Origin of the sequence: Streptomyces sp. NPDC088730 (assembly GCF_044751215.1) — a bacterium.
Lineage (GTDB): Bacteria > Actinomycetota > Actinomycetes > Streptomycetales > Streptomycetaceae > Streptomyces.
Genome location: NZ_JBIVLK010000010.1, coordinates 41,887 through 68,359, shown reverse-complemented (window position 1 = coordinate 68,359; position 26,473 = coordinate 41,887). Strand labels below are relative to the sequence as shown.

Here is a 26,473-nt window from a genome sequence, read left to right as displayed (position 1 = left end):
AATTCATGATCATTGACAGTCATGGCCACTTCACCACGGCGCCTCCCGCGCTGGGGAAGTGGCGGGCGAAACAGATCAGGGCGTTCGAGGAATCCGGCGCACGGGTCTCGCCCGACGAACTGCACATCGGCGACGAGGAGATCCGTACCGCCCTTGAGAACGGGCAGCTCAAGCTGCAGAGGGAGCGCGGCACCGACCTGACGGTCTTCTCGCCTGGTGCGGGCAAGATGGCCCACCACTACGGCGACGAGCAGACCAGCCTCGACTGGTCCCGGGTCAGCAACGACCTGATCGCCCGGGTGTGCGGCCTCTTCCCCGGGCGTTTCGTGGGCGTGTGCCAGCTCCCGCAGTCGCCGGGCGACGCCCTGGCCGCCTCCGTAGCCAACTGCGTCATCGAACTGGAGCGCTGCGTCGAGGAGTTGGACTTCGTCGGGTGTCTCCTCAATCCGGACCCGTCGGACGGCTACTACCAGGCGCCGCCGCTGACGGACCGGGTCTACTACCCGCTGTACGAGAAGATGGCCGAGCTCGACGTCCCCGCGATGATCCATGTCGCGATGTCGAGGAACCCGGCGATGCAGGGCACCTGCGCCCACTACCTCGCCGGCGACACCGCGGCGTTCATGCAGCTGTGCGAGTCGGACCTGTTCAAGGACTTCCCGACGCTGAGGCTGATCCTGCCGCACGGTGGCGGAGCCGTCCCGTACCACTGGGGCCGCTACCGCGGAATGATGCTGGACCGCGGCCGGCCGCCGCTGGAGGAATCGATCCTGCGCAACGTCTACTTCGACACCTGCGTGTACCACAAGCGCGGCATGGAACTGCTGCTGGACATCATCCCCGCCCAGAACGTGCTGTTCGCCTCGGAGATGATCGGCGCCGTCCGCAGCGTGGACCCGGAGACCGGGCGTCGGTTCGACGACACCAAGTACACCCTCGACTCCATCGGCACCCTGAGCGACACCGACCGCCGGGCGGTCTACGGAGGCAACGCGCTCCGGGTCTTCTCCCGGCTCGACGGCGTCCTGAAAGCGCGGGCGACGGCCGCGGCGAACGTGAAGGAGTCCCACAAGTGAAGGTCTACGAAGCACTCGCCGAGGCGTTCGTCAAGGAAGGCACCAGCGACGTCTTCGGCATGATGGGCGACGCCAACATGCACTGGATGGCCGCGCTCGCCGACCGCGGTGTACGGCTGTACGAGGTGCGGCACGAGGGCTCCGGACTGGGCATGGCGGACGGCTGGGCCCGCGGTGCGGGGCAGCCCGGTGTCGTGACCACGACCAGCGGCCCCGGCGTCTCGCAGCTCGCCACCTCGATGCTCTGCGCGAGCCGGGCGGGTACCCCCCTGGTCGCCTTCTGCGGGGAGACCCCGCTGGGCGACGAGGGCGCGACGCAGTACCTCGACCAGCGGCGCTTCGCCGCCGCCATCGAGTGCGAATTCATCCAGGTGACCCGGCCCGAGAACGCTCAGGAGGCGGTGCGGGACGCCTTCTACCTGGCACGGACCAAGTCCCGGCCGGTGATGATCAGTGCGCCGTTCGACGTCCAGGTCGCCGACATGGACGACTACGACGAGAACTACGTGCCGTCCACCGCCCTGATCGAGAGGTCCAGGCTGCTGCCCGACCCGTCCAGGGTCCAGGCAGCCTGCGACCTGATCCAGGACGCCAAGCGGGTGGTGATCATTGCCGGACGGGGTGCCCGCAAGGCGGAGTCGGGCGAGGAGATCCTGGCTCTGCAGGAGCAGACGGGCGGTCTGCTGGCCACCACCCTGCAGGCGAAGAACTGGCTGTGCGACCGCACCGACTTCCATGTCGGCCTGTCGGGCCTGTTCGGCGACAAACTGTCGATGGAGCTGCTGCAGGAAGCCGACTGCGTGATCGCGGTGGGCGCCAGTCTGAACCACTACACCATCGAGAGCGGCTACCTCTACCCCGAGGCCACCTACATCCAGATCGACACCGCCCCGCACCTGGTCATGGGCAACGGCAAGGGAGCGGACTGCTATCTGCAGGCCGACGCGGTCACGGCTCTCAGCGAGCTGACCCGGGTGCTTCGGGGGCGGTCGGTCCGGCTGGAGGGGTACCACACCGACCAGGTCCGGCAGCACCTGACGGGCCGGTTCCAGCAGCCGGAGTACGTGCGGGAGCCCGGCAGGCTCGATCCGCGCGAGGCCATCTGGATCCTCGACCACGAACTCCCCGGCGAGATCGGGCTGGTCCTGGGAAGCGGGCACCAGACCGACTTCGGCACCATGCTCTTCCAGCGCTCCCGGGATGTGCTCTCCAACTACGGCATGTTCGGCGCCATCGGCCAGGCGCCCCTGATCGCTCTGGGCCAGCTGGTCGCCAAGGGCAACAAGCCCGGCTTCGTGGTGGAGGGTGACGCGAGCTTCATCATGCACCTGTCCGAGTTCGAGACGGCGTGCCGGTACGACATCCCGCTGCTGGTCGTCGTGATGAACGACCAGGGCCTGGGCGCCGAGTACCACAAGGCGAAGGCGAAGGGGCTCGACCCGGAGCTGGCGACCATCTCCACGCCGGAACTGGGCGCGGTCGCCCAGGCACTGGGCGGCGGCGGGGCCACGGTTCGCACCGCACAGGAGTTGCGCGAGGCACTGGCGGAGTACGTGCGGGCACCCCGGCCCACCGTGATCGACGTCCGCATCACCCGAGAGGTGCTGAGCACCCCGTACCGCCGCATCCAGTACGGCGAGGACGTGTGAGCCGGATGAGCGAGACACACTCCACCGCACCGCTGACCGTACTGCTGGGCGACTACCCCCATACCCGGCCGCTGAAGGACGGCACCCTCCCCGTGGACGGGGTCGGCTGCCAGTACCTGGAGTCCTCCCCGCTGCCCCCGGCCTTCGCCCGGATGGTCCGGGACCTCGCCTACGACATGTGCGAGATGCCGATGGCTACCTACCTCCAGGCGCGTGATGCCGGCATCCCGTTGACCCTCCTGCCGGCCGTGCTGGTGGGAAGCACCCACCACCGGTCCCTGACCCGTCTGCCGCAGGGCCCGGAGATCACCCCCGGGGAACTCGTCGGCCGGCGGGTGGGCGTCCGCGCGTACGGCCAGACCACCGGATTGTGGGTGCGCGGCTGGCTGCAGGAGGAGTACGGCGTCAAGCCCTCGGACGTGACCTGGGTGACCACGGAGGATGTCCACGTCGCGCAGTACGCCAACCCTCCCTACGTGGAGCGGTCGGGGGCCGGGCGGGTCGTCGACCTGCTGAGCTCCGGCGACGTGGCGGCGGCCGTACTCGGCCCGAAGGCGATCGGCGGGCAGGGTGCGGGACTGGTCCCGCTCGTGGCGGACGCCGAGAACGCCGGGACGGCATGGGCCGAGCGGCACGGGAGTGTCCCGGCGAACCACTTGCTGGTGGTCCGCGACGACGTCCTCCGCACCCGTCCGGACTCCGTGCTCAATTTCTACCGGACCCTGAAGAAGGCGATCTTGGCCACCGCCGGCGAACGCGACGACTCACCGGCCGGCCGCGCGGTCACGGCCGGCTGGAGCGCATCCCTGATCGCCTGCCTGGAGATCGCCGGACGCTACGCCCTGGAGCAGGAACTCATCAGAACGCCGGTCGACGTCGGGGCGATCGAGGAGAAGACAGCCTTCCTCGACAAGTGAGAAGGCGATCAACCAGGGGTGTGCCGCCCGGCGGCGCACCGTGAGGAAACACCGAGAGGAGGAGCAGCGATGGGAGAACCAGTAGGACTGCGCAAGCGGGGCAACCCGCCCACGCGCAAGCCGGAGACCTGGACGCCCGACCTGCTCGAAAAGATCGCCTGGCGAGTGAAGGCGGCCAAGGAACCGTTCCGGGGTGTGGCCACGTCCGACGGGCCGGAGCCGGGGCTGTTCCCGCTGCGCGACACCGGCGCGGACGTCAGCACGGTGTATCTGGCGGCGGAGGACTACCTGGCGGGCCTGACCGCGGCGGAACTCGCCGAAGGCCGGTTCCCGATGGACGACGTGAGCTGGCGTCACTGGAACAACGGTGCCCGGTACTTCCTGCGCCACGGCCTGCTGCTGGAGGACTTCGACGACGCGGGACGCGAGCGGGCGCTGGCCGTCATCCGGGCCAGCCTCAGCGCCGACGGTTACCGCCAGATGGTCGACCTGATGCGGCTCAACCTCACCATCGGCGAGATGAGCGGCAACACGGACGGCCTCAACGAGTGGCTGTACTGGTTCTCCCTCTACGGCGAGCCGGAGAACGGCGGCCCGTGGGGCTGGCAGCTCGACGGACACCACGTCAACATCAACTGTGTGTTCGTCGGGGACCAGATGGTCCTCACCCCCACCTTCCTCGGCGCCGAGCCGGTGGTCGCCGGGTCCGGGAAGTACGCCGGGACCGTGGCCTTCCGGGGCGAGGAAGCACTGGGCCACGAGCTGTTCACTCGGCTCGACGGCGGGCAGCGGGAACGGGCCGTGATCGCGGACGCGATGCCCGAGGAGCTCTTCGTCGGGGCGTTCCGGGACAACTGGGAGCTCGACTACCAGGGGCTGCGGCTCGCTGACATGTCTCCGGGCCAACGGGAGACGGCCCTCCAGCTCCTCGGCCTGTACGTGAACCGGGCCGACGACCATCACGCCCGGGTGCGCATGAGGGAAGTGCTGGGCCACGAGGGGGACACCCGCTTCGGCTGGGCCGGGGACCCGGACGGCACCTTCTACTACCGCTTCCACAGTCCGGTGATCCTCGTCGAGTTCGAGCACATGGCCGGTGTGCTCTTCGACAACGACTATCCCTCGCGGCGGCACATCCACACCATCGTGCGCACCCCCAACGGCAACGACTTCGGCGTCGATCTGCTGCGTCAGCACCACGAGCGGCACCACGGGCCGGGTACGGCGCGCTCCGGCCGGCAGACCTGAAGCGTTCCGGCGTCGTGCAAGAAGAAGAGGAGAAGAAGATGAAGTTGGTGCTCGGCCGCGACGATCTCGCGGCAGCCGCGCTGTCGGCCGTCCGCGAAGCGGGCTCGGAGCCGGAGCGGGTCGCCATCAAGCCGGTGCACAGGGCTTCCCGGGGTTTCGTGAACGAGTCGGACGTGGACCTGTGCGAACTGGCGATCGTGACCGTTCTGCAGGCTCTGGCCTACGGCAAGCCGGTCCTGCTGCTGCCCGTCACCACCCTTGGACGCCACCAGCATCAAACCCTGGTGACCCTCGGCAAGCTGTCGGTCGCCGATGTGGAGGGACACCGCGTCGGAGTGCGCGCCTGGAGCCAGACCACCGGTGTGTGGATGCGCGGTTTCCTCAGCGAGCAGTACGGCGTCGACCTGCGCAAGGCCGACTGGACCACCTACGAGGGCCATCACGTCGAGGGGGCCGGGGACCCGTCCTGGGTGCGGCGGGCGCCGCAGGGTGCCGGCTTGCCGGCGGACTTCCTGGAGGGCCGGGTCGACTTCGGGATCATGGGCAACGAACTGCCTTCCGATGACCGCATCCGCACCGCCATCGACAACGCCCACGAGGTCGCCGGTCAGTGGTCGAAGGACCAGGGATTCATCCCGGTCAACCACGTGGTCGGCGTATCCGAAGCGGCAGCGGCGGAGCACTCCGCCGCCATCCTCGCCGCCTACGACGCGATGCGCTCGGTACTCACCGCCAACGAGGTGGGCGGGCCCGTCGCCCTGCATCCCGTGGGCTTCGACGGACTGCGCGCGGCGTTCACCAAGGCCGCCGCCTACGCGCTGGAGCAGGACGTGATTCCACGGGCGGTGGACTACGACGAGCTCGTCGAGCGGTCCTGCGCGGCACTCGGCGTCTCCCCGGCACGCCTCGGCGGCTGAACGCCGCACCGGCTGCCGGAACCGAATCAGAAACAGCGAAGGACAGGCTATGGACAAGCTCACGGTAGTTCTCGGAGACTTCCCGCACGCGCGGCCGCTGCTGGACGGCGACACCGGAACAGACGGGTTCCTGGTCGAGCCCGTACAGGTCAAGCCGGTCATCGGCGCCTACCGGCGCATGATCCGGGACCTTGAGTTCGACGTGTGCGAACTGGCGCCGGTCTCCTACCTGATGGCACGCCAGGAAGGCATCGCGCTGACCGCGGTGCCGGTCTTCCTCAACAGGCGCTTCCACCACGGCGACGTGCAGTGCGCCACCCACTCCGGCATCCGCGTGCCGAAGGATCTGGAAGGACGCCGGGTCGGGGTCCGCGCCTACTCGGTGAGCACGGGCGTGTGGGTGCGTGGCGTGCTGCGAGATCAGTACGGAGTGGACATCGACAAGATCACCTGGGTGGTGGACGACGACGACCACATCGAAGGCCGGGTCCCCTCCAACGTCGAGCGCGTCACCGACGGCCGCTCGCTGGGCGAGCTGCTGCGCGCCGGAGAGATCGACGCCGCACTGACCGGAAACGCGGGGACGGGACGGGCGGGTGCCCCCAAGGCCGGCTGGACAGCGGCGGCAGAACCCGAGACCGCAGGCGACGACGGCCCCTACCCGCTGTTCCCCGAGGCCGGCACGCTCGCCGTCGACCACTACCTGCGCACCGGCGTCTACCCGCTGCACTCGCTGATCTCCGTGCGCACCGAACTGGTGGAGCGCGACCCCGGCCTGCCGACCAGGCTGTACGCCGCGTTCGTGGAGAGCAAGCGGCGCCACCTCGCCGAGCAGCCCCAGTGGTCGGCGGTGCCCCGGCTGGCCCGGCAGGGACGTGCGATCGGCGGCGACCCCGTCCCCTACGGCATCAAGCCCAACGAGGCCAGCCTGAACGCGATGGTGCGGTTCGCCAAGGACCAGGGCCTGCTCGACGCGGACTTCTCCTCCGACCCGCGTTCGCTGTTCGCGAAGGGCGACTACCCGGACGCCTGAGCCGGCCCGCACCGATCACACCGAAGACAGAAGACAAGGGAGCACCACGTGGACGTCGTCGACGCACACTGTCACATCATCTCCGAGGACCTGACCCGCTACCCGAAGGCCCCCATCGGGGGAAAGCAGTCCGAATGGGCCGCGACCCGGCCGGTGACCGCCGAGGGCATGGTCAGCCGCATGGAGGAGACCGGCATCGACCAGGCCGTCCTGGTCCAGGCCACCACGAACTACGGCTACGACAACTCCTACGTGCTGGACAGCAGCCGGCGGCGGCCGGAGCGCTTCGTCGCCGTCGGCACCGTCGACCCGCTGCGACCGGACGCCGCGTCGAACCTCAAGGCCTCGGCCGGCGAAGGGGGCCTGGCCGGCGTCCGGCTGTTCACCAGCGGCAGCACCGTGCCCACCCAGGGGGAGTGGTTCGTCGCCCCGGAAACGTTCCCCTTCTGGGAGCAGGCCCAGGAACTGGACCTGCCGGTCTGCCTCCAGATGCGCCTGGGCCCGGCCACCGCGCAGCTGGTGGAGCTGCTGAAGCGGTTCCCGGGCGTGAAGGTGCTCCTCGATCACATCGGCTACCCGGACATCGCCTCTTCGCCCGCCCGTGCCGGCGCCGAGGTCGCGGAACTCGCGTCCCACCCCGGCCTGCACCTCAAGCTCACCCACCGCAACCTTGAGCGGTTGCGGGACGCGGGGGAGCGAGCCGGGGAATTCCTCGGACCGGTTCTCGACACGTTCGGCGCCGAGCGGATCGCCTGGGGATCGAACTGCCCCGCCGCCGAGCAGTCACTGCCGGAGCTCCTCGCTCTCGCCCAGGAGGTGCTCGCCGGTCTGCCGGAGCAGGTCCGGCAGGAGATCTTCGCGGGAACGGCCCGGCGCCTGTACCCGTTCCTCGGCGGGCACGGAAGCTGACCTGCCATGTCGTCGGCTAGTGTTCCGGCCTCGGTTCTCACATGTACGCAAGAGGAAGGCGGCCGCGGTGGACAGCGAGAGCATCGGTGGCGAATCCGTAGCGAAGGCCTCGGGCACCCGCTACAGCCAAGCCTACGAGGGGCTGCGCTCCCTGTTGCTGTCGGGGAGTATCGAGCCCGGCACGAGGCTCACAGAGGCGGACCTCACGCGGATGTTCGACGTGTCACGGAGCACGATGCGCACCGCGCTCGCGCGGCTGACGCAGGAGGGGTATATCACCGGCGAGGTCAATCGCGGGGTGCGCACCAGGAGCTTCTCCGCCGAGGAAGCAGCCGACATCCTGGAGGCCCGCGAGATCCTGGAGTCGGCACTGGCCGGCAAAGCGGCGGAACGGGCCACAGCCGAGGAGGTCGCACGGCTGCGCAGCACCCTGCAGGAGATGGAGGAGTCGCAGTCACGCGGGGACCAGGACGCCTACTCGCGCGGCAACCGCAGCTTCCACCAGCAGGTCAAACTCGCTGCGCACCAGACAACCCTGGCCCGCGCCTACGACACGCTGCTCTACCCCCTGGTGATGCGCCAGTACCGCAACCTCTCCGCCCAGCACCCGCGATCCGGGTCGCTGGAGGAGCACCAGACCATTCTCCTCGCCATCGTCACGCGCAACCCCGACGCGGCTGTCGCGGCGATGCGCCATCACGTCGGCTCCGCCCGCAGGGCGTTGCTGCTGGACAAGTCCCCGATGCCACCGGTCACCTGACCGTACGCGGGGGCGGAAAGTACCCCATGCGCCACACGGTTGACACCGAAGCCGGGCCCGTCGAGGGCATACCGTGCCGGGACCGCACCGTCACCGTATTCCGAGGCATCCCGTATGCCGCCCCGCCGGTCGGAGACCTGCGGTGGCGGCCGCCCCGGCCGCCCGTGCGCTGGGAAGGCGTCCGGCGTGCCGAACGGTTCGGGCCCATGTGCCCACAGGCACCGACCGACGCGGCCGCGACCGGTGTCGACGTGCCCCTGAGCGAGGACTGCCTGAGTCTGAACGTCTGGACGGGTGCACCCGCCACCGCGGAGCTCCGCCCTGTCCTCGTGTGGATCTACGGAGGTGGGTTCCGCGAGGGCACGGGAGCCCACCCCCGCTACAACGGCGAAAACCTTGCGCGCACCGGCCTCGTCGTGCTCACCTTCAACTACCGGCTCGGCGCCTTCGGCTTCCTCGCCACACCGGAACTGAGCGAGGAGTCCGAGCACGGCAGCTCCGGCAACTACGGTCTCCTCGACTGCGTCGCCGCCCTGCGCTGGGTCCGCGACAACATCACGCGATTCGGCGGCGACCCCGCCCGCGTCACCATCGCCGGCCAGTCCGCCGGAGCGGGCATGGTCAACTTCCTGGCCATGTCGCCCCTCGCCAAGGGCCTGTTCCACCGCGCGATCGCACAGAGCCACTCCCGCTACGCACGCGATCCCGAGCTCCGCTACATGTCGACCTCCTACCGGCTGCAGCCGGACGCGGAAAGCGCCGGCGACCGCTACACGAGAGCCCACGGCGCAACCACGGCCCGCGGCCTGCGGAACCTGCACTGGCGGAAGCTGATCGACGGCCACCACCCGCTCGACACGACGGTGGACACCGGAGGCCCGGCAGGGCCGCCCCTGTTCCGTCCCGTCGTGGACGGGTGGGCCCTGCCCGCCGGCTACGACGAGACGTATGCCAAGGGACTGCAGAACGACGTCGACTACCTGACCGGAAACAACCTCGACGAGAGCGGCGCGGTCCCGGAAACCCTGGTGGCCGCCCTGCGCACCGGCCGGCAGAAGGCCCGGCCGGGCTCCCCGCCGGTCAACGTCACCCTCGAACAGCACGTCACCTCTGCCCGTCGGAAGTTCGGACCCTACGCGGAGGAGTTCCTGCGGCTCTACCCGGCCGGCACGGACGACGAAGCGGCGCGGGCGAGCAGCCTCGCGGCACGCGACAACTCCCGCATCTCGACTTCCCTGTGGGGCTCCGACTGGACCCGCCACGCCACCGGGACGGTGCGCTCCTACTTCTGGACCCATCGCGCCCCGTCACCGGATGCCGGGCCCAGGCGGGCCGGACACGGTTCGGAGATCGACTACGTCTTCCACAACCCCGCCGGCGGCACCGGGGTGTGGAACGAGGAAGACCACGAGATCGCCCGAACACTGGCCGGGTACTGGACCAACTTCGTCTCCACGGGCGACCCCAACGGAAGCGGCCTGCCTCACTGGCCCGCCTTCTCACCGGACTCCGCCACCGTCATGGAGATCGGCGCGCACTTCCGCACGATCCCCGTCTCCGATCCGGTACGCACCGAATTCTGGATCCGGTTCTTCGCCTCCCAGCAAGCCTGGTGAACAAAGGAGTTCCCATGAACATCCGCACGAACCACTCGTCTCTCGCACTGGCCGTCTCCGTGATATCGAGCGCGGCGCTCCTGACCGCCTGCGGCAACGACGGCGCGTCCTCGGTCGGCTCGGACGGCAAGACGACCGTCTCGGTCGGCGTCAGCGGCAACGTCTTCGACCTGTCCATCCGCCTGGCGGACGAGGCCGGCTACTTCGACAAGCAGAACATCAAGGTCAAGTACGTGACGCTGACCGCCGCGACGGGCACCTCGGCCCTGCAGTCGAATTCCGTGCAGTTCCTCAACTCCAGTCCGACCAGTTTCCTGGCCGGCCTCAGCAAGGGCCTGCCGGAGCTGTCGGTCGCCACGAACGGCGGAGGCAACCCGCTCGGAATCGTCGTCAGTACGGCGTTCGCCAAGAAGCACCGCCTGACCGCGGACAGCCCGGCGGCGGAGGTGGCCAGGGCGCTGGCCGACTCGACGGCCGGCGCCAGCTCCGCGAACACCAAGGCCGAGGCAGGAATCTTCCTCAAGGCCCACGGTGTGGACCCGGCCGAGCTGAAGTGGGTTTCGCTGCCGACCCCGGCCGCCGACAAGGCCGCGCTCACCAAGGGCGAGGTCGACTGGTTCATCACCTCGGAACCGATCCCGCTCCAGGTCCAGCACGAGGGTGACGGCATTGTGGTGGCCAACCCCGAGAAGGTGCCCGAGTGGGGCGCCGGACAGGCGGGCTACGGCCAGGTCGTGGTCGTGAAGAAGGACTACGCGAAGAGCAATTCGGCCCTGGTCAAGGGATTCGCCACCGCCGTACAGGAGGCGACCACCTACCTCGACACCCACGCCTCCAACGACAAGGCCGTCATCGCCGCGGCGCGCGAGAGCCTGCCGGGCATGCCGGACGACGTGCTGAGCGCAGCCGTCTCGGAGGTGGACTGGCCCAAGACCGCCAAGATGGATGCCGACGGATGGAAGAAGACCGTCACTTTCGTGAAGGACGGCATAGGCGCGGTGCCCGACGCGAGCGTCGACGCCGACAACTGGACCAACACGTACCTGCCGTGACACGGCCGACCCCAACCGGAAGGGAGAAGACCATGGCCACCGTCACAGACAAAGCCGTGACCAAGCCCGAGCAAGCGACCTCGGGGCGGCCCGTCAGCAAGCCGCGTGCCGGCTGGCAGGGCACGGGCACCGTCATCCTGCTGCGCATCCTGGTGATCATCGCCGCCCTCGTCCTGTGGCAGCTGATGAGCGGTCCGGTCGTACCCGAGTACGCGGTCAGCAAGCCCACCGAGGTGTACGACGCGCTCACGGACATGCTCGGCTCCGCCGCCGGATGGAACAACATCAGGGTGACCACCGTGGAGGTGCTGGCGGGCTTCGGCCTCGGCGTCGCGGCAGGAACGGTCATGGGCCTCGTACTGGGCTCCTTCCCGCTCCTGGGACGCGTCCTCGAACCGCTCGTCGCGGCCGTCAACGGCATCCCGAAGATCGCACTCGCCCCCCTGTTCCTGCTGTTCTTCGGCATCGGCCCCTGGTCGAAGATCACCATCGCCATGACCGGCGTCGCCTTCGTGGTCTTCTACAACATCTATCTCGGCCTGCGGATGCGCGAACGCGAACTCGTCGAGGTGGTCCAGGTGATGGGCGGGCGAAAGCACCACGTCCTGGGCTATGTGACGATCCCGACGCTGGCCGCGCCGTTCTTCGCCGCGCTCAAGACCGGCGGGCCCCTGGCCATCCTCGGCGTCATCGGCGGAGAGTTCATCGCCTCCTCGGAGGGCGTCGGCCACGAACTGTTCACCGCGGCCCAGAACCTCGACGCGGCCTCCGAATTCGCCGGCCTCATCGTCCTCGTCGTCCTGACCCTGTCCCTCAACGGCGTGCTCAGCGGCCTCGACACCTACGCTCTCAAGCGCCTCGGCCTCGCAGCCCGCCGCCGGCCCCAGACCAAGCACTGAATCGCACCCCCTCCGGCTTGTGAAAGGACAGTTCCCCCGATGAACGAACCTCCGCACGTCTCAGCCGGCGCCATCCGGGGCGAGGAGTCCTCGCCCACCCGGCGGCCCTCCCGCAGGACCCTCCTGGCAGCCGCCGCGGCATCGGCCGCCACCGCCGTGCCCCTGCTCTCCAGCACAGCCACCGCCTCACCGGCACGGCACCCCGGCCAGGATCTGCTCTACATCGGCACCTGGGGCAGGGACCAGGTGCACGCCATCCGGTTCGACCCCGTCCACGGAACCATGGACCCCCTCGGTGCGGTGGCAGAGGTCAGTTCGAACTGGGTCACCGTGCACCCGAACCGCCCGGTTCTGTACGTCGCGGGCGCGGAGCCGGGCGGATACATCCGCACCTTCCGCATCGACGACGCCTCCGGAGCTCTCCGAAAGACCGGCGAGATCGAGACGGAGGCCGTTCCCGGCGGCAGCGGCGGCCTGTCGTACATCGGCCTCAGCAGGGACGCGGACACCCTCCTGGTCGCCGACTTTGCCACCGGCGCGGCAGCGACCGTTCCGGTCAGGCCGGACGGTGAGCTGGGCACTGTGGCCTCCAGCGTGCAGAACACCGGCTCAGGGCCCAATCCGCGCCAGGCCGGCCCGCACACGCACCACGTGGTGATCGACCCGAGCCGCAGGTTCGCTCTGGTCGCCGACTTCGGCGCCGACCGGGTCTTCATCCGCGACTACGACCGGGCGACACACCAACTGTCCGACGGCGGCCGTTCCCACGCGACGGCACCCGGGTCCGGGCCCCGGCGCCTGGCCTTCCACCCGAACCGGCGGTCGGTGTATCTCCTGAACGAGCTGACCGCTGACATCGAGGTGCTTCAGTGGGACGCCCGCCAGGGTTCGCTGGCACCCCGCCAACTCCTGACGACGAATGCCCCGGGCCACACCGGCACGACCAGCGCGGCCGAACTGGCGGTCAGCGAAGACGGCCGGCACGTCTACACCTCCAACCGCGGCGACAACACCCTCGTCGTCTTCTCGGCCCACCCGACGACCGGACTGCTCGCCGAGGCCCAGCGCCTGCCGTGCGGGGGCGTCACCCCGTGGAGCTTCTCCCTGCACCCGGGAGGACGCTGGCTCTTCGTCGCGAACAAGGCGAGCGCAACGGTCAACCTCTTCCGTGTGGACCCGCGATCCGGGCACCTCACGGACACCGGAACGGCCGTGGACATCCCCGATCCCGACTGCGTCAGTGTCCGCAGGGCACACCACTGAGTCGATCCACCCTTCTCCTGTGGCGGCATCCGTGCCGTCACAGGAGGTTCCGCCGCCGACTCCGGCGACAGCCGGGGGCGATCATTGGACGCGGGCCGCGCCGGGCGCGAGGTGGACCGGCCGTCGTTCACGGCCGATGTGACGCCGGCAGGCCCGGCCGTCGGCAGGCTTCTCGCGCCGCGCGTGACCGAGGAATTGCTGATCTTCTCCAGAGCCCGTCACTCTCCCTCGTGCACCGCGGTGCACCGCGGACTTCTGGCTCCGTGAACCACGGGTTCTACAACACCCACCGGTCGTCAGGGTTGTTGGACAATAACGGTCTCTCCTGAAGGTGGCGACGCGTCGCGTGCCGTGTTCTTGCAGGATCCCTTGTGGTCAGATTTCCCCGGTGTTACGTTCACGCCCAACTTGTTCGACAATCCATGCGGTGGGCGCATGTACTGACGGGCCGATCGGCCCCGGGCCTGGCTGAGTCGAGCCGACAAGGCCCTCCCGCACTTCCGTAGATGCGTCACGCGCGGTGACTCTCTCCCGTGGGGTCGCGCGCCCTCCCGTCAACGAAAGGACCCGGACAGCTATGTCACCTGACATGAAGCGTCGAGCGTTCCTCACGGCCGGCACGGCCGCCGCCGGCGTGGCACTCCTGCCCAAACCGTTCGCGGTGGCGGCAGCAGCGTCCGGCAAGAAGGGCGTGATGCTGATGAACCGCATCGGCCCGTCGGCTTCGACCCTCTGCGTCGCGAACGCTGACGGTTCCGACGAACGCGTGCTGCTGCAGAGCCCGGCCTTCGACCACCACGCCGCCTTCTCCGCCGACGGGACATCGGTGTTCTTCACGTCCGAGCGCACCGGGGACGGAAACTCGTGCCTCTACCGCGCCAGGACCGACGGATCGGGCGTCCGGCCGTTGGTGGTCAACTCCGCCATGAACGACTGGGCCGTTCCCTCTCCGGACGGCAAGAAGGCGGCCTACGTATCCACGAGCGGCGACCACAGGACGCACATATGGCTGCTCGATCTGGCCACGAACAAGCGGACCAACCTGACCGGCACCTCAGCCCTCGCCGGCGATCCCGCAAGCCCTGACGGGCACTTCCGCCCCTCCTGGTCACCGGACGGCAAGTGGATCGCCTTCTCCAGCGACCGCAACACGACCTGGCGGGGTCACGGCAACGGCACCGGCTGGGAGCACACGCAGGAGCTGAGCATCTACATCATCCGGCCCGACGGAACCGGCTTTCGCCAGGTGGCAACTCGGGACGGGTACTGCCTCGGTTCACCGAAGTGGTCTCCCGACGGCTCCCGGATCGTCTTCTACGAGATCACCGTCGAGGGGACCTGGGGCGCGCACCGGCCGGAAGCCATCGGTACCGTCGTCTCCCAGATCGTCTCAGTCGACGTCGCGAGCGGGGCACGCGTCGAGCACACCTCCGGGCCCAACCTGAAGGTCGCGCCCCAGTACGTGAGCGCGACCGAGGTCGGGTACCTCGTCAAGGGCGGAGCCGACGAAGGGCTGGCCTACGTGGGCGGCAGTCGGCCGCCGGTCAAGAGGGCGCTGCGTTCCCCGGTCTGGTCGCCGGACGGCACGAAGGTGATCTACGAGAAGCTCGACTACACGACACGCACCCTCGACGAGCCGCTGTACAGCTGGGACGCGGACTGGGACTACCGCTTCTGCGACGTCTTCCCCGCACTGTCCAAGGACGGACGTCTCGCGATCACCGACAAGCAGCTCGGCAACTCCTCGATCGTCACCATGCGCCCGGACGGATCGGACCAGAAGGTCGTCTTCGACACCGCCACCTCGGGCCTCGACCAGGCGATGGTCCAGCACGGACTGGCCGGCGCGTTCCGGCCCGCCTGGTCGCACGACGGCAAATGGATCGCGTTCGGGCTGGGCGGATGGTTCCAGACCCGCGCGACCAGCAACGCCGTGCTGGTCCGGGTGCCCAGCGACGGCTCCTCGCACCAGGTGCTCACCGACGGTTCGACCAACGCCGGTTTCCCGAGCTACTCGCAGGACGGGAACCGCATCGTCTACCGCGTATGGGGCGAGGAAAAGGGACTGCGCATCCTCGACCTCAAGACGGGGGCGACGACCGTCCTGACCACCGAGTCCGACAACCTGCCCGACTGGTCCCGGGATGGCAAACTCATTCTCTTCACCCGCAAAACGAGCCCCACCAACTTCGACGTCTGCACCATCAAGCCCGACGGAAGCGACCTGAAGATCCTCACGAGCAGTGGGGCGAACGACGGCCACGCTGTCTGGAACTACGACGGCCGCATTCTCTACAACAGCGGCATGTACGGCTTCCGCGAAGAAGCCGCGCTCTACGACGACACCTTCCAGCCCTACGGCCAGATCTTCAGCATGAAGGCCGACGGTTCCGACAACAGGATGCTGACGGACAGTCGGTGGGAGGATTCGATGCCGCTCTACCTCACGCAGGATGACCTCCGTATGTGAGGGAAGCGAGAAGCCGGCGGCACGTGCACCGGGAAGAGGCCACCCGCGCCGCAGCCCTCGGCCTTCGCTGTCGGCGAGAACTCCGGTAAGAGGTTCGAGTGCGTCAGGACGGTCTGCTGCTGCTGTTCATCCCGGGTTTGGGAGTGCGTCGAGTCGCTGGATCGCGTCTGTAATCACGTCGGTCCAGGGCCAGTGGTGGGTGCATCTCAGGTGTCGACGGCGGGCAGTGGTGACGAACTGGGCGGCGGCGGAGAACAGCCGCAGCCGCAGGCGGCGGTGCTCCCGGAGCCGGGGTTTGCCGGTCAGGGCGAGCATCGGCAGCCAGGCCAGCAGGTCGAGGGCGAGCTGGACGACCTCCAGCCAGATCCGGTGCTGCGCGGTGTCGTGCAGGGGCAGGTCGCGCGGGCCGGTGGCGCGCGCATGAGGAATACGGTCCTCGGCGCGTGCGCGCTGGCGGTGCCGCGGTTCCAGGGCGGCGATCGGGACGCCGGGGGTGTTGGTGGCAAACGCGGTGAGCCGCAGTCCGTCGGCGTCGCTGTACCGCAACCTGGGGCCCGGGTGCGGCCGTTCCTTGCGGACGATCAGCCGCATACCCTTCGGCCAGCCCTTCAGGACGTCGCCGTCGAGCTCGGCGGTCCAGGCGCCGTCGCGGGGCTCGCCCCCGAGCTCGACGGCGGGCGTCCAGGCGGAGGAGGGGACGTTCAGTGCGGCCTGGTGAATGGCGTCGGTGAGGGTCATCCCGACCGAGTACGACAGCCGCCGGCGCCGCTTCGAGAGCCAGGCGCCGAACTCATGGGTGCCGCCCGCTGAGTCCGTACGAATCAGTGTGGACCGGCCGCGCCGGTGACGTTTAGGGATCTGGGCCAGGGCGAGTTGGGAGGTGGTGATGTGGTCGGCGGCGGTGTTCCTGCCCGCGTTCCCGGGCCGTAGCAGCGCGGCCACCGGCTTTCCGGTGCCGCCGCGTCCGTGGTCGACGAAGCCCATCAGCGGACGATGTCCGTAGGACTTCTTCCAGGCCGTGGCCGCGTCCTGTTTGTCGGAGTGAGCCACGACCAGCACCCCGTCCAGGTCCGCGATCACCTGACCGCCCGCGTCCGGCGACGATGTGCCGGCCAACGGGCGGCGGCCGGGTCGCAGTATGTCCCGGCCGCCGAAGGGCGTCGATCATCCGGAAGGTCAGGCACCCCAGCGCAGGGCGATCGTGTCACCGGCGTTGACCACCTTGCCGCGGGTGGCTGCCGCGAAGGAGGAACCGTCGCTGCTGACCTTCCACGTATTCGAGCCGCTGTTCGCCTTGCCGTTGAGGACGGTGATCGTGCCTGTTCCCGACGAAGGCGTCACCCCGCTCACGCAGCCGGACGGGGTCGAACCGGTGGTGGCCGCGTCCAGGACGGCGCCGAGCGTGGTGGTCGTGCCCGTCGGTGTGAAAGCGACGGAGCAGACCTTCAGGCCGCCGGCCCCGTCGTCGACGGTCAACGCCAGCTTCGTGGCCGTACCGGAGGTGAACGTCCCCTGCGCCACCCACGTCGGGGCCCCGCTCGTCACGGGTGTCGGCGGGGCGGCGGTGAACCCGCCGCCGGCGACGGCGCGCAGACCGTCGATCGACGCGTACGCGGAGGGGGTGGTGTCACTGGGCAGGTACTTGAAGCCGCCGCCCGGGTTGAACTGCTGGGCGATGAGGAAGTCGACCGGGGTCTTTCCGGCGGAGGTGAGGAAGTCGCCGGTCTGCGGGTTGATGCCGCAGGCGTTGAGCCCGGAGACGGCCCAGCCGTTGGAGTCGGTGTTGACGCCGAACATGGCGTTGAAGGCACCGCTGGTGGGTACCAGCTTGCTCTTGAGGAATGCCTTGGCCTGGGTGATGTCGGTGTCGGTGTTGGGCACCCCGGAGACGCAGAGGGCTGCCATCGCGGCGCCGGTCATGTCGATGTCGCTGGTGGCGGCCAGTGCGGCCGGGTCGCCCTCGGCCTTGCCGAAGTTCCAGCCGCCGTCGTTGTGCTGGTTGGCGCGGATGCGCGTGACGAGGGAAGTGCGCAGCGACTGCGGTATGCGGACGGCCCCCGCCTGGGTCTTCGCGCCACCGAGGGCCAGGGCGGCGAACACGGTGCCGTTGAAGTTGGCGGACGGGCCGAAGTAGCCGGGCTCGGCGTTCTGCCAGTAGCCGTAGATGTCGGCGACCAGGTTGCGGGAGGCCGAGACGCGGGCCGGGTCGATGCCGGCCGCGTAGGCGTTCAGGGTGGCGCGCTCGTAGTCGGTGACCACCGGTGTCGCCGACGGCCAGCCCGCCGTGGCGAGCAGGGTGCGGTACACCGATCTCGCGTTCTTCGTGGTGTCGCCGCCCGGTGTGACGTCGACCGCGGCGGTGCCCGCCGAGGCGAGTGCGCTGAAGGCCCACTCGTTGGACAGTCCGGATCCGGCGTACGAACCATCGGCCGCTTGAAGGGACTTGAGGTAGGTGACGCCGTTCGTCTTCGATGTGGCGATCTGCGCCGGGGTGGCCGTGGCGGCAGCCGGCAGGGCGCTCAGGCAGAGCGCCCCGAGGGAGACGGCTGCGGTGAACGCAAGACGAGGTGACATACGTGGACGGATCATGGCCTGCTCCTGGGATGAGGGGCGCGCCGACCGGGCCCGCGGCCCACCTCGGTGAGGACGGCAGCGAGCAGGTGGGCCGCCCGAACGCGTGGACCGGCTTCCTGGAATACGTCGCCGCGTGGGCATTCGGGCTCGGGACGGCCCCCAGCCGTCCCACTACCGCTGCGCGTCAGCCCCGGAGTCTCACCGGGTTCCCCCATGTGGCAGCCCAGGACGCTACCTCAGGCGGACCGGTCCTGCCAGCAGCCCCGTGAGGCGGCATGTGCGCTGAGCGACGTCCCCTTGACGCCGTGTGTATCAGCGTGCTGCAATCCGCCTGATAAGCACTGAGTTCCAGGGGAAGCCGGTCGAAGTCCGGCGCTGACCCGCAACCGTAGGCCCGGCAACAGCCGGGCGAGCCGGATTACCTGGGGCCTGATCTGCAGCGAGAAACGCCGTCGCGGACTACGGCGTGGTCGACAAGCCCACCCGTGGTCAACTGCGGGGTGAGGGCGTCTCAGCCACGTCGTGCATGTCCCCGCGGAGACATGACGAGGGGACCGTGGTGGGGACCGCACAGCGAAGAGACCGGCAGGTGGGGGCCAGAGCCTTCCTGTCCCTGATATCCGTGGCATTTCTCTTGCTTGCCATGTGCGTGACACTTGTCACGGTCACCCCGGCTGCTGCTGACCCCCTCGACAACTGCACGGCGACCGAAGGCGCAGTCGTGGCGGTCGACTTCGGGCCCTTCGGCGGCGGCGTGGAGCGCGGCTGCGACATGACCCCCACGACCGGTTACGAGCTCCTCCACGAGGCGGGTTTCACCACCGAGGGCACGCAGCACGACGGTCCGGCCTTCATCTGCCGACTCGGCCTGGGCTCCGGAACGCAGTACCCGACGACGGACCAGGAGTCGTGCGTACTGACTCCGCCGGCGACCGCGTACTGGTCGTACTGGATCGCCTCGCCGGGGCAGACCAAGTGGACGTACAGCCAGTACGGCGCCATGGACCGCAAGCCGAAGGACGGCGACGTGGACGCCTGGGTGTTCGGCGGCACCGACATCGGCGGGACCACAGGAAGGCCGGCCTTCACTCCGGACGACGTTCGCGCCGGTGGCGGCGGTGGGACACCGGATCCCGGCGGCACGCCGACGGCCGCACCCGGTGAGATCGACGTGGCCGGTGCGGCCGACTGGGTCGACGGCCTGCTCAAGGACGGCGAACGCGTCGTCGACGACGGCGCCGACGCTCCGAACTACCTGCTGACCACCGAGGCCGCCTACGCGCTGGCCGCAGCGGACCCGGAGAGCGCGTCGCTCGGCAAGGTCACCGCGTTCCTCGCTGCCCACGCCGACGACTACGCCTACGCCGCCGGCAAGGACCAGGCCCCCGACGCCACCGCGGCAGCCCGCCTCGCACTCGTCGCCGAGGTCACCGAGGGCGACCCGCACCACTTCGGCGGCCACGACCTGATCGCCGACCTCATGGACAACGTCTGCACCGCGGGCCCCGAATCGGGCACCCCCGAGCCCGGTTGTACTGCCAAGGGCGATTTCCGCAACGCCGGCTACGGCGACGGCCAGGCGCTCGCCCTGCTCGCCGTGCTGCGCTCCGGCGCCGTGCCCCCGGCCGGGACGGTCGAGCGGCTGACCCAGTTGCAGTGCGACGACGGCGGGGTCACCAGCATCCTGATCCGACCCGGCGAGTACTGCGACGGCGACCCTGCCACCACCGGTCTCGTGGCCCTGGCCCTGCACGAGGCAGGTGGCCAGGACACGGCGGTCGCCAAGGCCCGGACGTACCTGAAGAAGGCGCAGCGCGCGGACGGCGCGTTCCCCGGCTACACCGGATCCACCACCGGCAGCGTCTACGCGACCGCGTACGCGGCCCAGGCGCTGCGCATGCTCGACGACACCACGCAGGCCGACGCGGCCGTGGCCTGGCTGTCGCGCGAGCAACTGGACAGCGGAGGCTTCGGGTTCGAGGAAGCGGCCACCGACCCCGCTCTCTACGCGACCGGCCCGGCGGTGCTGGCCGGGGCGGACACCGACCTGACCCGCCTGACGACGAAGACGCCGGACCCGACCGATCCGCCGACGACGAAGCCACCCACGACCGAACCTCCCACGACTGACCCGACCCACCCGGCCGGCGAAGGACCCGACCTGAAAAAGGGCGTCGCCTACCTCACCAGCGCGGCCAACCTCAAACAGGGGCAGTACTACGGCGACGGAACGGGCCGCGCGGACTTCGGCCTCACCATCGACGGCGCCTACGCACTCGCCGCCACCGGCTTGAACAACGACAAGCTGCGCGGCGTCGTCGACTTCCTCGACAAGGGAGGCAAGGACGCGAGCGGCCGGACCCTCCAGGACTGGACCGGAACCGGCACGAAGTACGCACTCGGCGGCTCCATCGGCAAGGCCGCTCTGCTCGCCGAAGCCGTAGGCCGCGACCCGCGCTCCTTCGGCGGCAAGAACCTCATCACCGCGCTCGACAAGGCCGTGTGCAAGGGGCCGAGCAAGGCCCCGGACCGCAGCTGCGCCGCCAAGGGCGCCTACACCTACGCCCCGTCCGTCTTCTCCCAGTCGCTTGCGGTCATGGCCCAGGTGCGCGCCGGTGAGAAGGCGGCGGCACAGGAACCGATCGCCTACCTCGAAGGTCTGCAGCACAGAAGCGGGGCATGGCCCAGCCTGATCCCCGCCACGGGCGACTCCGACGTCGACTCGACGGCCATCGCGGCTATGGCTCTGGAGCTCGTCGGCGGTGAGAAGGCGGACAAGGCGGTGGACAAGGCCCTGACGTGGATCGCGGGCAAGCAGCTCACCGACGGTGGCTTCCCCGGCGCGGCGGGCAACTCGGTCAACTCCGCGGCTCTCGCCGTCCAGGGGCTCTCGCTGGATGCGAAGCAGTACGCGGTCCAGATCGCCAAGGCGCGTAAGTTCCTCGCGGGACAGCAGAACACCGACGGCGGGTTCAACGTCGCGGAGGAAGGCCAGCGCGGGTCCGACCTTCGCGCCTCCACCCAGGCCGTCGGCGGCGCCACCGGCATTTCGTTCGGCACCCTGGAGCGGAGCCTGACCGGCACCACTCCGCAGCCCACGCCCAGCCCCAGCTCCTCCACTCCGCTGATCGTCACTCCCGATGACTCGACAGGGGGTACGGGTGGCATCATCGACACCGACGCCGGCGGTTCCGGCGGGGGAGCGCTGGCTTCGACCGGTGTGCAGGTCGGTGCGCTCCTCGGTTTCGCGGTCCTGCTCGTCGGGGCCGGCTGGCGTGTCGTCGTCGTGACCCGTCGCCGGGCAGCCACCGGGGACCGGATATGAGGGCCCCCATGTGGCGAAGGGATGTGCAGGCAGCTGCCGCCCTCCTCCTGTCGGCCGCAGCACTGACGGTGAACGTGCCCTCGGCAGCGGCGGATCCACAGCCGATGGGCCGCTGCACCACCACCTCCGGAGCCGTGCTCGCGGTCGACTTCAGCCATTGGGGCGGTCCGGTCTACCGCTCGTGCGGCACGACACCGACGACCGGTTACGAACTGCTCAACCAGGGCGGCTGGCGCACCACCGGCACCGGTCACGACGGACCCGCGTTCATCTGCCGCATCGGATACAGCGGGCAGCAGGGTGGCAAGCAGTACCCGACGCCCCAGCAGGACGACTGTGTGCTGACGCCGCCTGCCTCCGCCTACTGGTCGTACTGGCACGCGGACCCGGGCGCGAACTCCTGGGAGTACAGCCAGCTCGGTGCCATGCTCTACAAGCCGAAGCCCGGCAGCGTCGACCTCTGGATCTTCGGCGGCACGAACATCGAGGGCACCAAGGGCCGGCCCGAGCTCACCCCGGACCAACTGCGCGCCCACAACACCAAGGCGACGGGCAGTGTCGGCAAGCCCGCATCGACCGACCGTGCCCCGGAGCTTCCTCCCGGCACGGACACGGGCCCGAAGGCGCCGGAGCCGCCGGAGCCGAAGAAGCCGAAGCCGGCGACACCGGCTTCCGCATCGGCGAAGCCATCAAAGAGTCCTACGCCCAGCGCGTCGCAGTCAGCGTCGACCAGCCCTTCCCCCACCGCTACGGTCAGTCCGACCCAGAGCGGGCCGGCTGCCGGAACCAAGGTGGTCGACGCCGCCCCGGCAGCCGACGCGAAGACCGATGTCGGCTCACTCGTGCCCGTGCTGGTGGGCGGCTCACTGATCGTGCTCGTCGGTGGAGCGGCGCTGTACGCCAAGCGCCGACGCCGCACGGAGTGACGGGGGTGTCGCGCACCACTCCCGTGGCGGCCATGCCGATGTCCGGTCGCACGCCGGACATCGGCGGCCGTCGGCTGCCCCGCGTGCTGCACCCGGTCGCCTGGTGGATCTGGGCGCTGGCACTGGCGACCGCCGTCAGCCGTACCAACAACCCGCTGCTGCTGTTCCTCGTGCTCGCGGTGCTCGGCTACGTCGTCACCGCGCGCCGCACCGAGGCCCCCTGGGCCCGGGGCTTCAAGTACTACCTCTACCTCGCGCTCACCGTCGTCGCGATCCGGGTGCTGTTCCGGGCGGTGTTCGCCACCGGGATCACCCCGCATGACCACTTCCTCTTCTCCCTCCCGCACATCCCCACCCCTGACTGGTACGCCGGGATCCAGCTCGGCGGTCCCGTCTCGTTGGAGGCACTGCTCTCGGCGGCCACCGACGGGCTGCGTCTGGCCTGCATGCTGTGCTGCATCGGCGCCGCCAACACCCTCGCCAACCCCAAACGGGCCCTGCGCGTGCTGCCCGGTGCCCTGCACGAACTCGGCATCGCCGTGACCGTGGCCATCAGCGTCGCACCGCAACTCGTGCAGAGCGTCCAGCGGGTGGCCCGCGCACGCAGGCTTCGGGCGGGCCGCAACAAGGGGCTCAAGGCTCTGCGGGGGATCGTCGTGCCCGTCCTGGAGGACGCCCTCGAACGTTCCCTGCGGCTGGCCGCCGGTATGGACTCCCGGGGCTACGGACGTGCGGGCACCGCCACACGCGGCTCGCGGCGGATTACCGGCGCCCTCATGCTCCTGGGGATGTGTGGTCTGTGCGCCGGCGCGTACGGGCTCCTCGACGCGACCACGCCCACCTTCCTCGGTCTCCCGGCCATGGCGGTCGGAGCCGTGCTCTGTGTGGCCGGTCTGCGTCTGGGCGGGCGCAGGGTCTCGCGGACCACTTACCGGCCCGATCCGTGGCTGCTGCCCGAATGGGCGGTCGCCGGTGCGGGGGTGCTCGCCGCGGTGCTGCTCTTCAGCAACGTGGGCTACAACGCGGCCGAGCTCAACCCCTCCATCTATCCGCTCAGCTGGCCGGCGCTGCCGCTGGTGCCGGCCTTCGCGATCCTGCTCGCCGGGAGTGCCGGGTTCCTCGCGCCGCCGCCGACCCCGCCGGACCCCATCGTTCCCCGACAGCGCGCCGAGAAAGCCGAAGCCACGTGATCACGTTCCAGCAGGTCACCGTCCACTACGACGGCGCAGCGGAGCCCGCGCTGCGCGAGGTCGACCTCACCATCGAGGAGGGCGAACTCTGTCTCGTCGTCGGCCACACCGGCGCCGGCAAGTCCACCCTCCTGGGCGCGGTCAACGGACTGGTGCCGCACTTCACCGGCGGCACTCTCTACGGGCGCGTCACGGTCGACGGCCGGGACACCGCAACCCACCCGCCCCGGGAACTCGCCGATGTGGTCGGGGTGGTGGGACAGGATCCGCTCGACGGATTCGTCACCGACACCGTCGAGGAGGAACTCGCCTACGCCATGGAGCAGCTGGCGATCGCGCCGACGGTCATGCGCAAACGCGTCGAGGAGACCCTCGACCTGTTGGGCCTCGCCGACCTTCGCCATCGGGCCCTGCACGAACTGTCCGGTGGCCAGCAGCAGCGGGTGGCCATCGGCTCGGTCCTCACCGCGCACCCCCGCGTCCTCGTCCTCGACGAACCCACCTCGGCCCTGGACCCGACCGCGGCCGAAGAGGTACTCGCGGCCGTCACCCGGCTCGTCCACGACCTGGGCGTCACCGTTCTCATGGCCGAGCACCGCCTCGAACGCGTCGTTCAGTACGCCGACCGCGTGGTCCACCTGCCCGGCAACGGCCAGGCCGTTCACGGCGCTCCCGCCGACATCCTCCGTACGTCCTCCATCGCCCCACCGATCGTGGAACTGGCCCGCGCCGCGAAGTGGAACCCCCTGCCGCTGTCCGTCCGCGACGCCCGCCGCGCCGCCGCCCCCCTCCGGTCCACACTGGCCGGTACGACGCCCGCCCCGGTCCGCCCGACCCCGGCCACCGACCGGCCCGCACTGCTGACCGCCCGGGGCGTCACCGTCAGCTACCACGGTGTCCCGGCCGTTCGCGAGGTCGACCTCGACCTGCGCGGCGGCGAGATCACGGCACTGATGGGGCGCAACGGCTCAGGGAAGTCCTCCCTGCTGTGGGCGTTGCAAGGCTCCGGTCCGCGAAAGGCCGGCACCGTCCGCGTCCCGGAAGACGGCGCAACGCACGATCCGCACTCGCTGTCCGCGGTCCACGCGCGCCGCCTGGTCGGTCTCGTCCCGCAGACACCCGCGGACCTCCTCTACCTCGAAAGCGTCAAGCAGGAACTCGACCAGGCCGACAGCGAGTCCGCCAAGGAGGCGGAGTCCTCCGGGGCGCGAAGCATCCTCGACCGCCTGGCCCCCGGCATCCCCGACAGCACGCACCCCCGGGACCTGTCCGAAGGACAGAAGCTGGCACTCGTCCTGGCGATCCAACTGTCCGCCGCACCCCGGATCGTGCTGCTCGACGAACCGACCCGGGGGCTCGACTACCGGGCCAAGGCGGAACTGACACGGATCGTTGCCGCACTCGCCGGCGAAGGCCGCTCAGTCGTCATCTCCACACACGACGTCGAGTTCGTGGCCCGGACCGCCGACCGCGTCGTGGTCATGGCCGAGGGCGATGTCGTCGCGGACGGCCCCACCTCCGAAGTCATCGTCGCCTCCCCGGTGTTCGCACCGCAGACAGCGAAGATCCTGGCACCGCTGCCCTTCCTCACCGTGGACCAAGTGACCTCGGCACTCGAATCGGCGGCTCCCACACCCCGCGACGGCGGGGACCGGGCATGAGCACGAGCGCCGCAACGGCCATCCGGCTCAACACCCGCGTCTCGCTGGTCATCGCCCTGGCCGCGTTCCTCGGCATGGTGGCGTTCTTCTGGCCCTTCGTCGTCGCGCCGGGAAAGTTCGGCTCGAACTACGCCCCGCCCCTCATCTTCGGGGTCCTGCTCGTCCTCGTGCTCTGCGTGGTGCTCTCCGAGATCGCCGAGGGCGGCATCAGCTCAAAAGCCCTGGCCATGCTCGGAGTACTGTCCGCCGTCAACGCCGCGCTGCGCCCCCTGGGCGCCGGAACGGCCGGCATCGAAACGGTCTTCTTCGTCCTCGTCCTGGCCGGACGCGTCTACGGGCCCGGCTTCGGGTTCACCCTCGGCTGCACCTCACTCTTCACCTCCGCCCTCATCACGGGCGGAGTCGGTCCATGGATGCCCTACCAGATGTTCGGCTGCGCCTTCGTAGGAATGCTCGCCGGATTCCTGCCCCGCGCCACCGGCCGACGCGAGGTCCTGATGCTCGCCACCTACGGATCGCTCTCCGGCTACCTCTTCGGCTTCCTGCTCAATCTCTCCTTCTGGCCCTTCTCCCTCGACCCCAACAGCTCCATCGCCTACCTTCCCGGGCTGCCGTTCACCGAGCAGTGGCACCGCTACCTCGCCTTCGACCTCGCCACGTCCCTCGGCTGGGACACAGGAAGGGCCGTCACCAACTTCATCTGCATCACGCTGGCCGGCCCGGCGGTACTCACCACGTTCCGAAGAGCCGCCCGACGCGCCCGTTTCCAGGCCCCGGTGCGCTTCGAGCCCATGGGTCCGGCGGATTCAGGCCCCCGTCCGTGAACCTCCGGTCGCCGTACCAGCCACCGTCGTCGGCACCATGGGGGCGCAACCGCGGCATTCCGGAGGACAGCGCCGATGAGGGTCGGACGAATGAGTGCACGTACCAGGCAAGGCCGGTGAATTGCGGTGCCTCGGGGATACGCCGTCGGTAGCGTACGAAGCCC

19 protein-coding genes, 1 pseudogene and 2 riboswitches are annotated in these 26,473 nt (G+C 69.7%); of the genes and pseudogenes, 18 read left to right on the top strand and 2 right to left on the bottom strand.

Annotated elements, in window-relative coordinates:
* Positions 1-5: 5 nt before the first annotated feature.
* The 13 genes from ACIP89_RS26495 to ACIP89_RS26435 all read left to right on the top strand — a co-directional run bounded on the left by ACIP89_RS26495 (position 6) and on the right by ACIP89_RS26435 (position 15,809).
* Positions 6-1,076, top strand: coding sequence for an amidohydrolase family protein (locus tag ACIP89_RS26495; protein WP_402117124.1), 1,071 nt, complete (start codon positions 6-8; stop codon positions 1,074-1,076).
* Positions 1,073-2,725 carry a thiamine pyrophosphate-binding protein gene (locus ACIP89_RS26490; protein WP_401931332.1) on the top strand — a complete coding sequence of 551 codons (1,653 nt, stop codon included), beginning with the start codon at positions 1,073-1,075 and terminating at the stop codon, positions 2,723-2,725. Before ACIP89_RS26495 ends, ACIP89_RS26490 begins: the two co-directional genes overlap by 4 nt.
* 5 nt (positions 2,726-2,730) lie before the next feature.
* Entirely contained in the window at positions 2,731-3,642 is a 912-nt protein-coding gene (locus ACIP89_RS26485) for a hypothetical protein (RefSeq protein ID WP_402117123.1), read from the top strand.
* A gap of 69 nt (positions 3,643-3,711) precedes the next feature.
* On the top strand, positions 3,712-4,890 hold the full coding sequence (locus tag ACIP89_RS26480) for a DUF3500 domain-containing protein (RefSeq protein ID WP_402117121.1): 1,179 nt from the start codon (positions 3,712-3,714) through the stop codon (positions 4,888-4,890).
* A gap of 38 nt (positions 4,891-4,928) precedes the next feature.
* Positions 4,929-5,807: a hypothetical protein gene (locus ACIP89_RS26475; RefSeq protein WP_401933215.1), complete on the top strand. Its 879-nt coding sequence runs from the start codon at positions 4,929-4,931 to the stop codon at positions 5,805-5,807.
* A gap of 49 nt (positions 5,808-5,856) precedes the next feature.
* Positions 5,857-6,840 carry an ABC transporter substrate-binding protein gene (locus tag ACIP89_RS26470; protein WP_401931339.1) on the top strand — a complete coding sequence of 328 codons (984 nt, stop codon included), beginning with the start codon at positions 5,857-5,859 and terminating at the stop codon, positions 6,838-6,840.
* Positions 6,841-6,888: 48 nt separating this feature from the next.
* Positions 6,889-7,749, top strand: a complete 861-nt coding sequence (locus ACIP89_RS26465) for an amidohydrolase family protein (protein ID WP_402117120.1) — start codon at positions 6,889-6,891, stop codon at positions 7,747-7,749.
* Between the two features lie 67 nt (positions 7,750-7,816).
* The gene (locus tag ACIP89_RS26460) at positions 7,817-8,509 is read left to right on the top strand and encodes a GntR family transcriptional regulator (RefSeq protein WP_401931342.1); all 693 of its coding nucleotides are present in this window, start codon (positions 7,817-7,819) and stop codon (positions 8,507-8,509) included.
* Between the two features lie 26 nt (positions 8,510-8,535).
* Positions 8,536-10,125 carry a carboxylesterase/lipase family protein gene (locus ACIP89_RS26455; protein ID WP_402117118.1) on the top strand — a complete coding sequence of 530 codons (1,590 nt, stop codon included), beginning with the start codon at positions 8,536-8,538 and terminating at the stop codon, positions 10,123-10,125.
* Positions 10,126-10,139: 14 nt separating this feature from the next.
* On the top strand, positions 10,140-11,177 hold the full coding sequence (locus ACIP89_RS26450) for an ABC transporter substrate-binding protein (protein WP_401931345.1): 1,038 nt from the start codon (positions 10,140-10,142) through the stop codon (positions 11,175-11,177).
* A gap of 32 nt (positions 11,178-11,209) precedes the next feature.
* Positions 11,210-12,076 (top strand): ABC transporter permease, encoded by an 867-nt coding sequence (locus tag ACIP89_RS26445; RefSeq protein ID WP_402117116.1) that lies wholly within the window; start codon positions 11,210-11,212, stop codon positions 12,074-12,076.
* A gap of 39 nt (positions 12,077-12,115) precedes the next feature.
* On the top strand, positions 12,116-13,339 hold the full coding sequence (locus ACIP89_RS26440; RefSeq protein ID WP_401933204.1) for a lactonase family protein: 1,224 nt from the start codon (positions 12,116-12,118) through the stop codon (positions 13,337-13,339).
* Positions 13,340-13,928: 589 nt separating this feature from the next.
* Entirely contained in the window at positions 13,929-15,809 is a 1,881-nt protein-coding gene (locus tag ACIP89_RS26435) for a hypothetical protein (RefSeq protein ID WP_402117114.1), read from the top strand.
* Positions 15,810-15,935: 126 nt separating this feature from the next.
* Here ACIP89_RS26435 and ACIP89_RS26430 read toward each other — a convergent pair.
* Together ACIP89_RS26430 and ACIP89_RS26425 are read right to left on the bottom strand one after the other, a co-directional pair.
* Positions 15,936-16,925, bottom strand: a pseudogene (locus ACIP89_RS26430) (IS1380 family transposase); the annotation flags it as partial.
* Between the two features lie 60 nt (positions 16,926-16,985).
* Positions 16,986-18,398, bottom strand: coding sequence for a hypothetical protein (locus ACIP89_RS26425; RefSeq protein ID WP_401933199.1), 1,413 nt, complete (start codon positions 18,396-18,398; stop codon positions 16,986-16,988).
* 120 nt (positions 18,399-18,518) lie between these two features.
* A riboswitch (cobalamin riboswitch) is annotated at positions 18,519-18,595 on the bottom strand.
* Positions 18,596-18,735: 140 nt separating this feature from the next.
* Positions 18,736-18,806, top strand: a riboswitch (cobalamin riboswitch).
* Positions 18,807-19,026: 220 nt separating this feature from the next.
* On the opposite strand from ACIP89_RS26425, the gene ACIP89_RS26420 reads away from it, so the two are divergent.
* From ACIP89_RS26420 to ACIP89_RS26400, 5 genes are read left to right on the top strand one after another with little or no spacing between them, the layout of a single operon-like run.
* Positions 19,027-21,708 carry a prenyltransferase/squalene oxidase repeat-containing protein gene (locus tag ACIP89_RS26420; protein WP_402117112.1) on the top strand — a complete coding sequence of 894 codons (2,682 nt, stop codon included), beginning with the start codon at positions 19,027-19,029 and terminating at the stop codon, positions 21,706-21,708.
* The gene (locus ACIP89_RS26415; RefSeq protein ID WP_401931355.1) at positions 21,705-22,634 is read left to right on the top strand and encodes a hypothetical protein; all 930 of its coding nucleotides are present in this window, start codon (positions 21,705-21,707) and stop codon (positions 22,632-22,634) included. The genes ACIP89_RS26420 and ACIP89_RS26415 overlap by 4 nt, the downstream gene beginning before the upstream one ends.
* A 32-nt stretch (positions 22,635-22,666) precedes the next feature.
* Positions 22,667-23,824 carry an energy-coupling factor transporter transmembrane component T gene (locus tag ACIP89_RS26410; protein WP_401931433.1) on the top strand — a complete coding sequence of 386 codons (1,158 nt, stop codon included), beginning with the start codon at positions 22,667-22,669 and terminating at the stop codon, positions 23,822-23,824.
* Positions 23,821-25,485, top strand: coding sequence for an ABC transporter ATP-binding protein (locus tag ACIP89_RS26405; RefSeq protein ID WP_402117110.1), 1,665 nt, complete (start codon positions 23,821-23,823; stop codon positions 25,483-25,485). Before ACIP89_RS26410 ends, ACIP89_RS26405 begins: the two co-directional genes overlap by 4 nt.
* Positions 25,482-26,309 carry an ECF transporter S component gene (locus ACIP89_RS26400; RefSeq protein WP_401931359.1) on the top strand — a complete coding sequence of 276 codons (828 nt, stop codon included), beginning with the start codon at positions 25,482-25,484 and terminating at the stop codon, positions 26,307-26,309. The genes ACIP89_RS26405 and ACIP89_RS26400 overlap by 4 nt, the downstream gene beginning before the upstream one ends.
* The last annotated feature ends 164 nt before the right edge of the window (positions 26,310-26,473 follow it).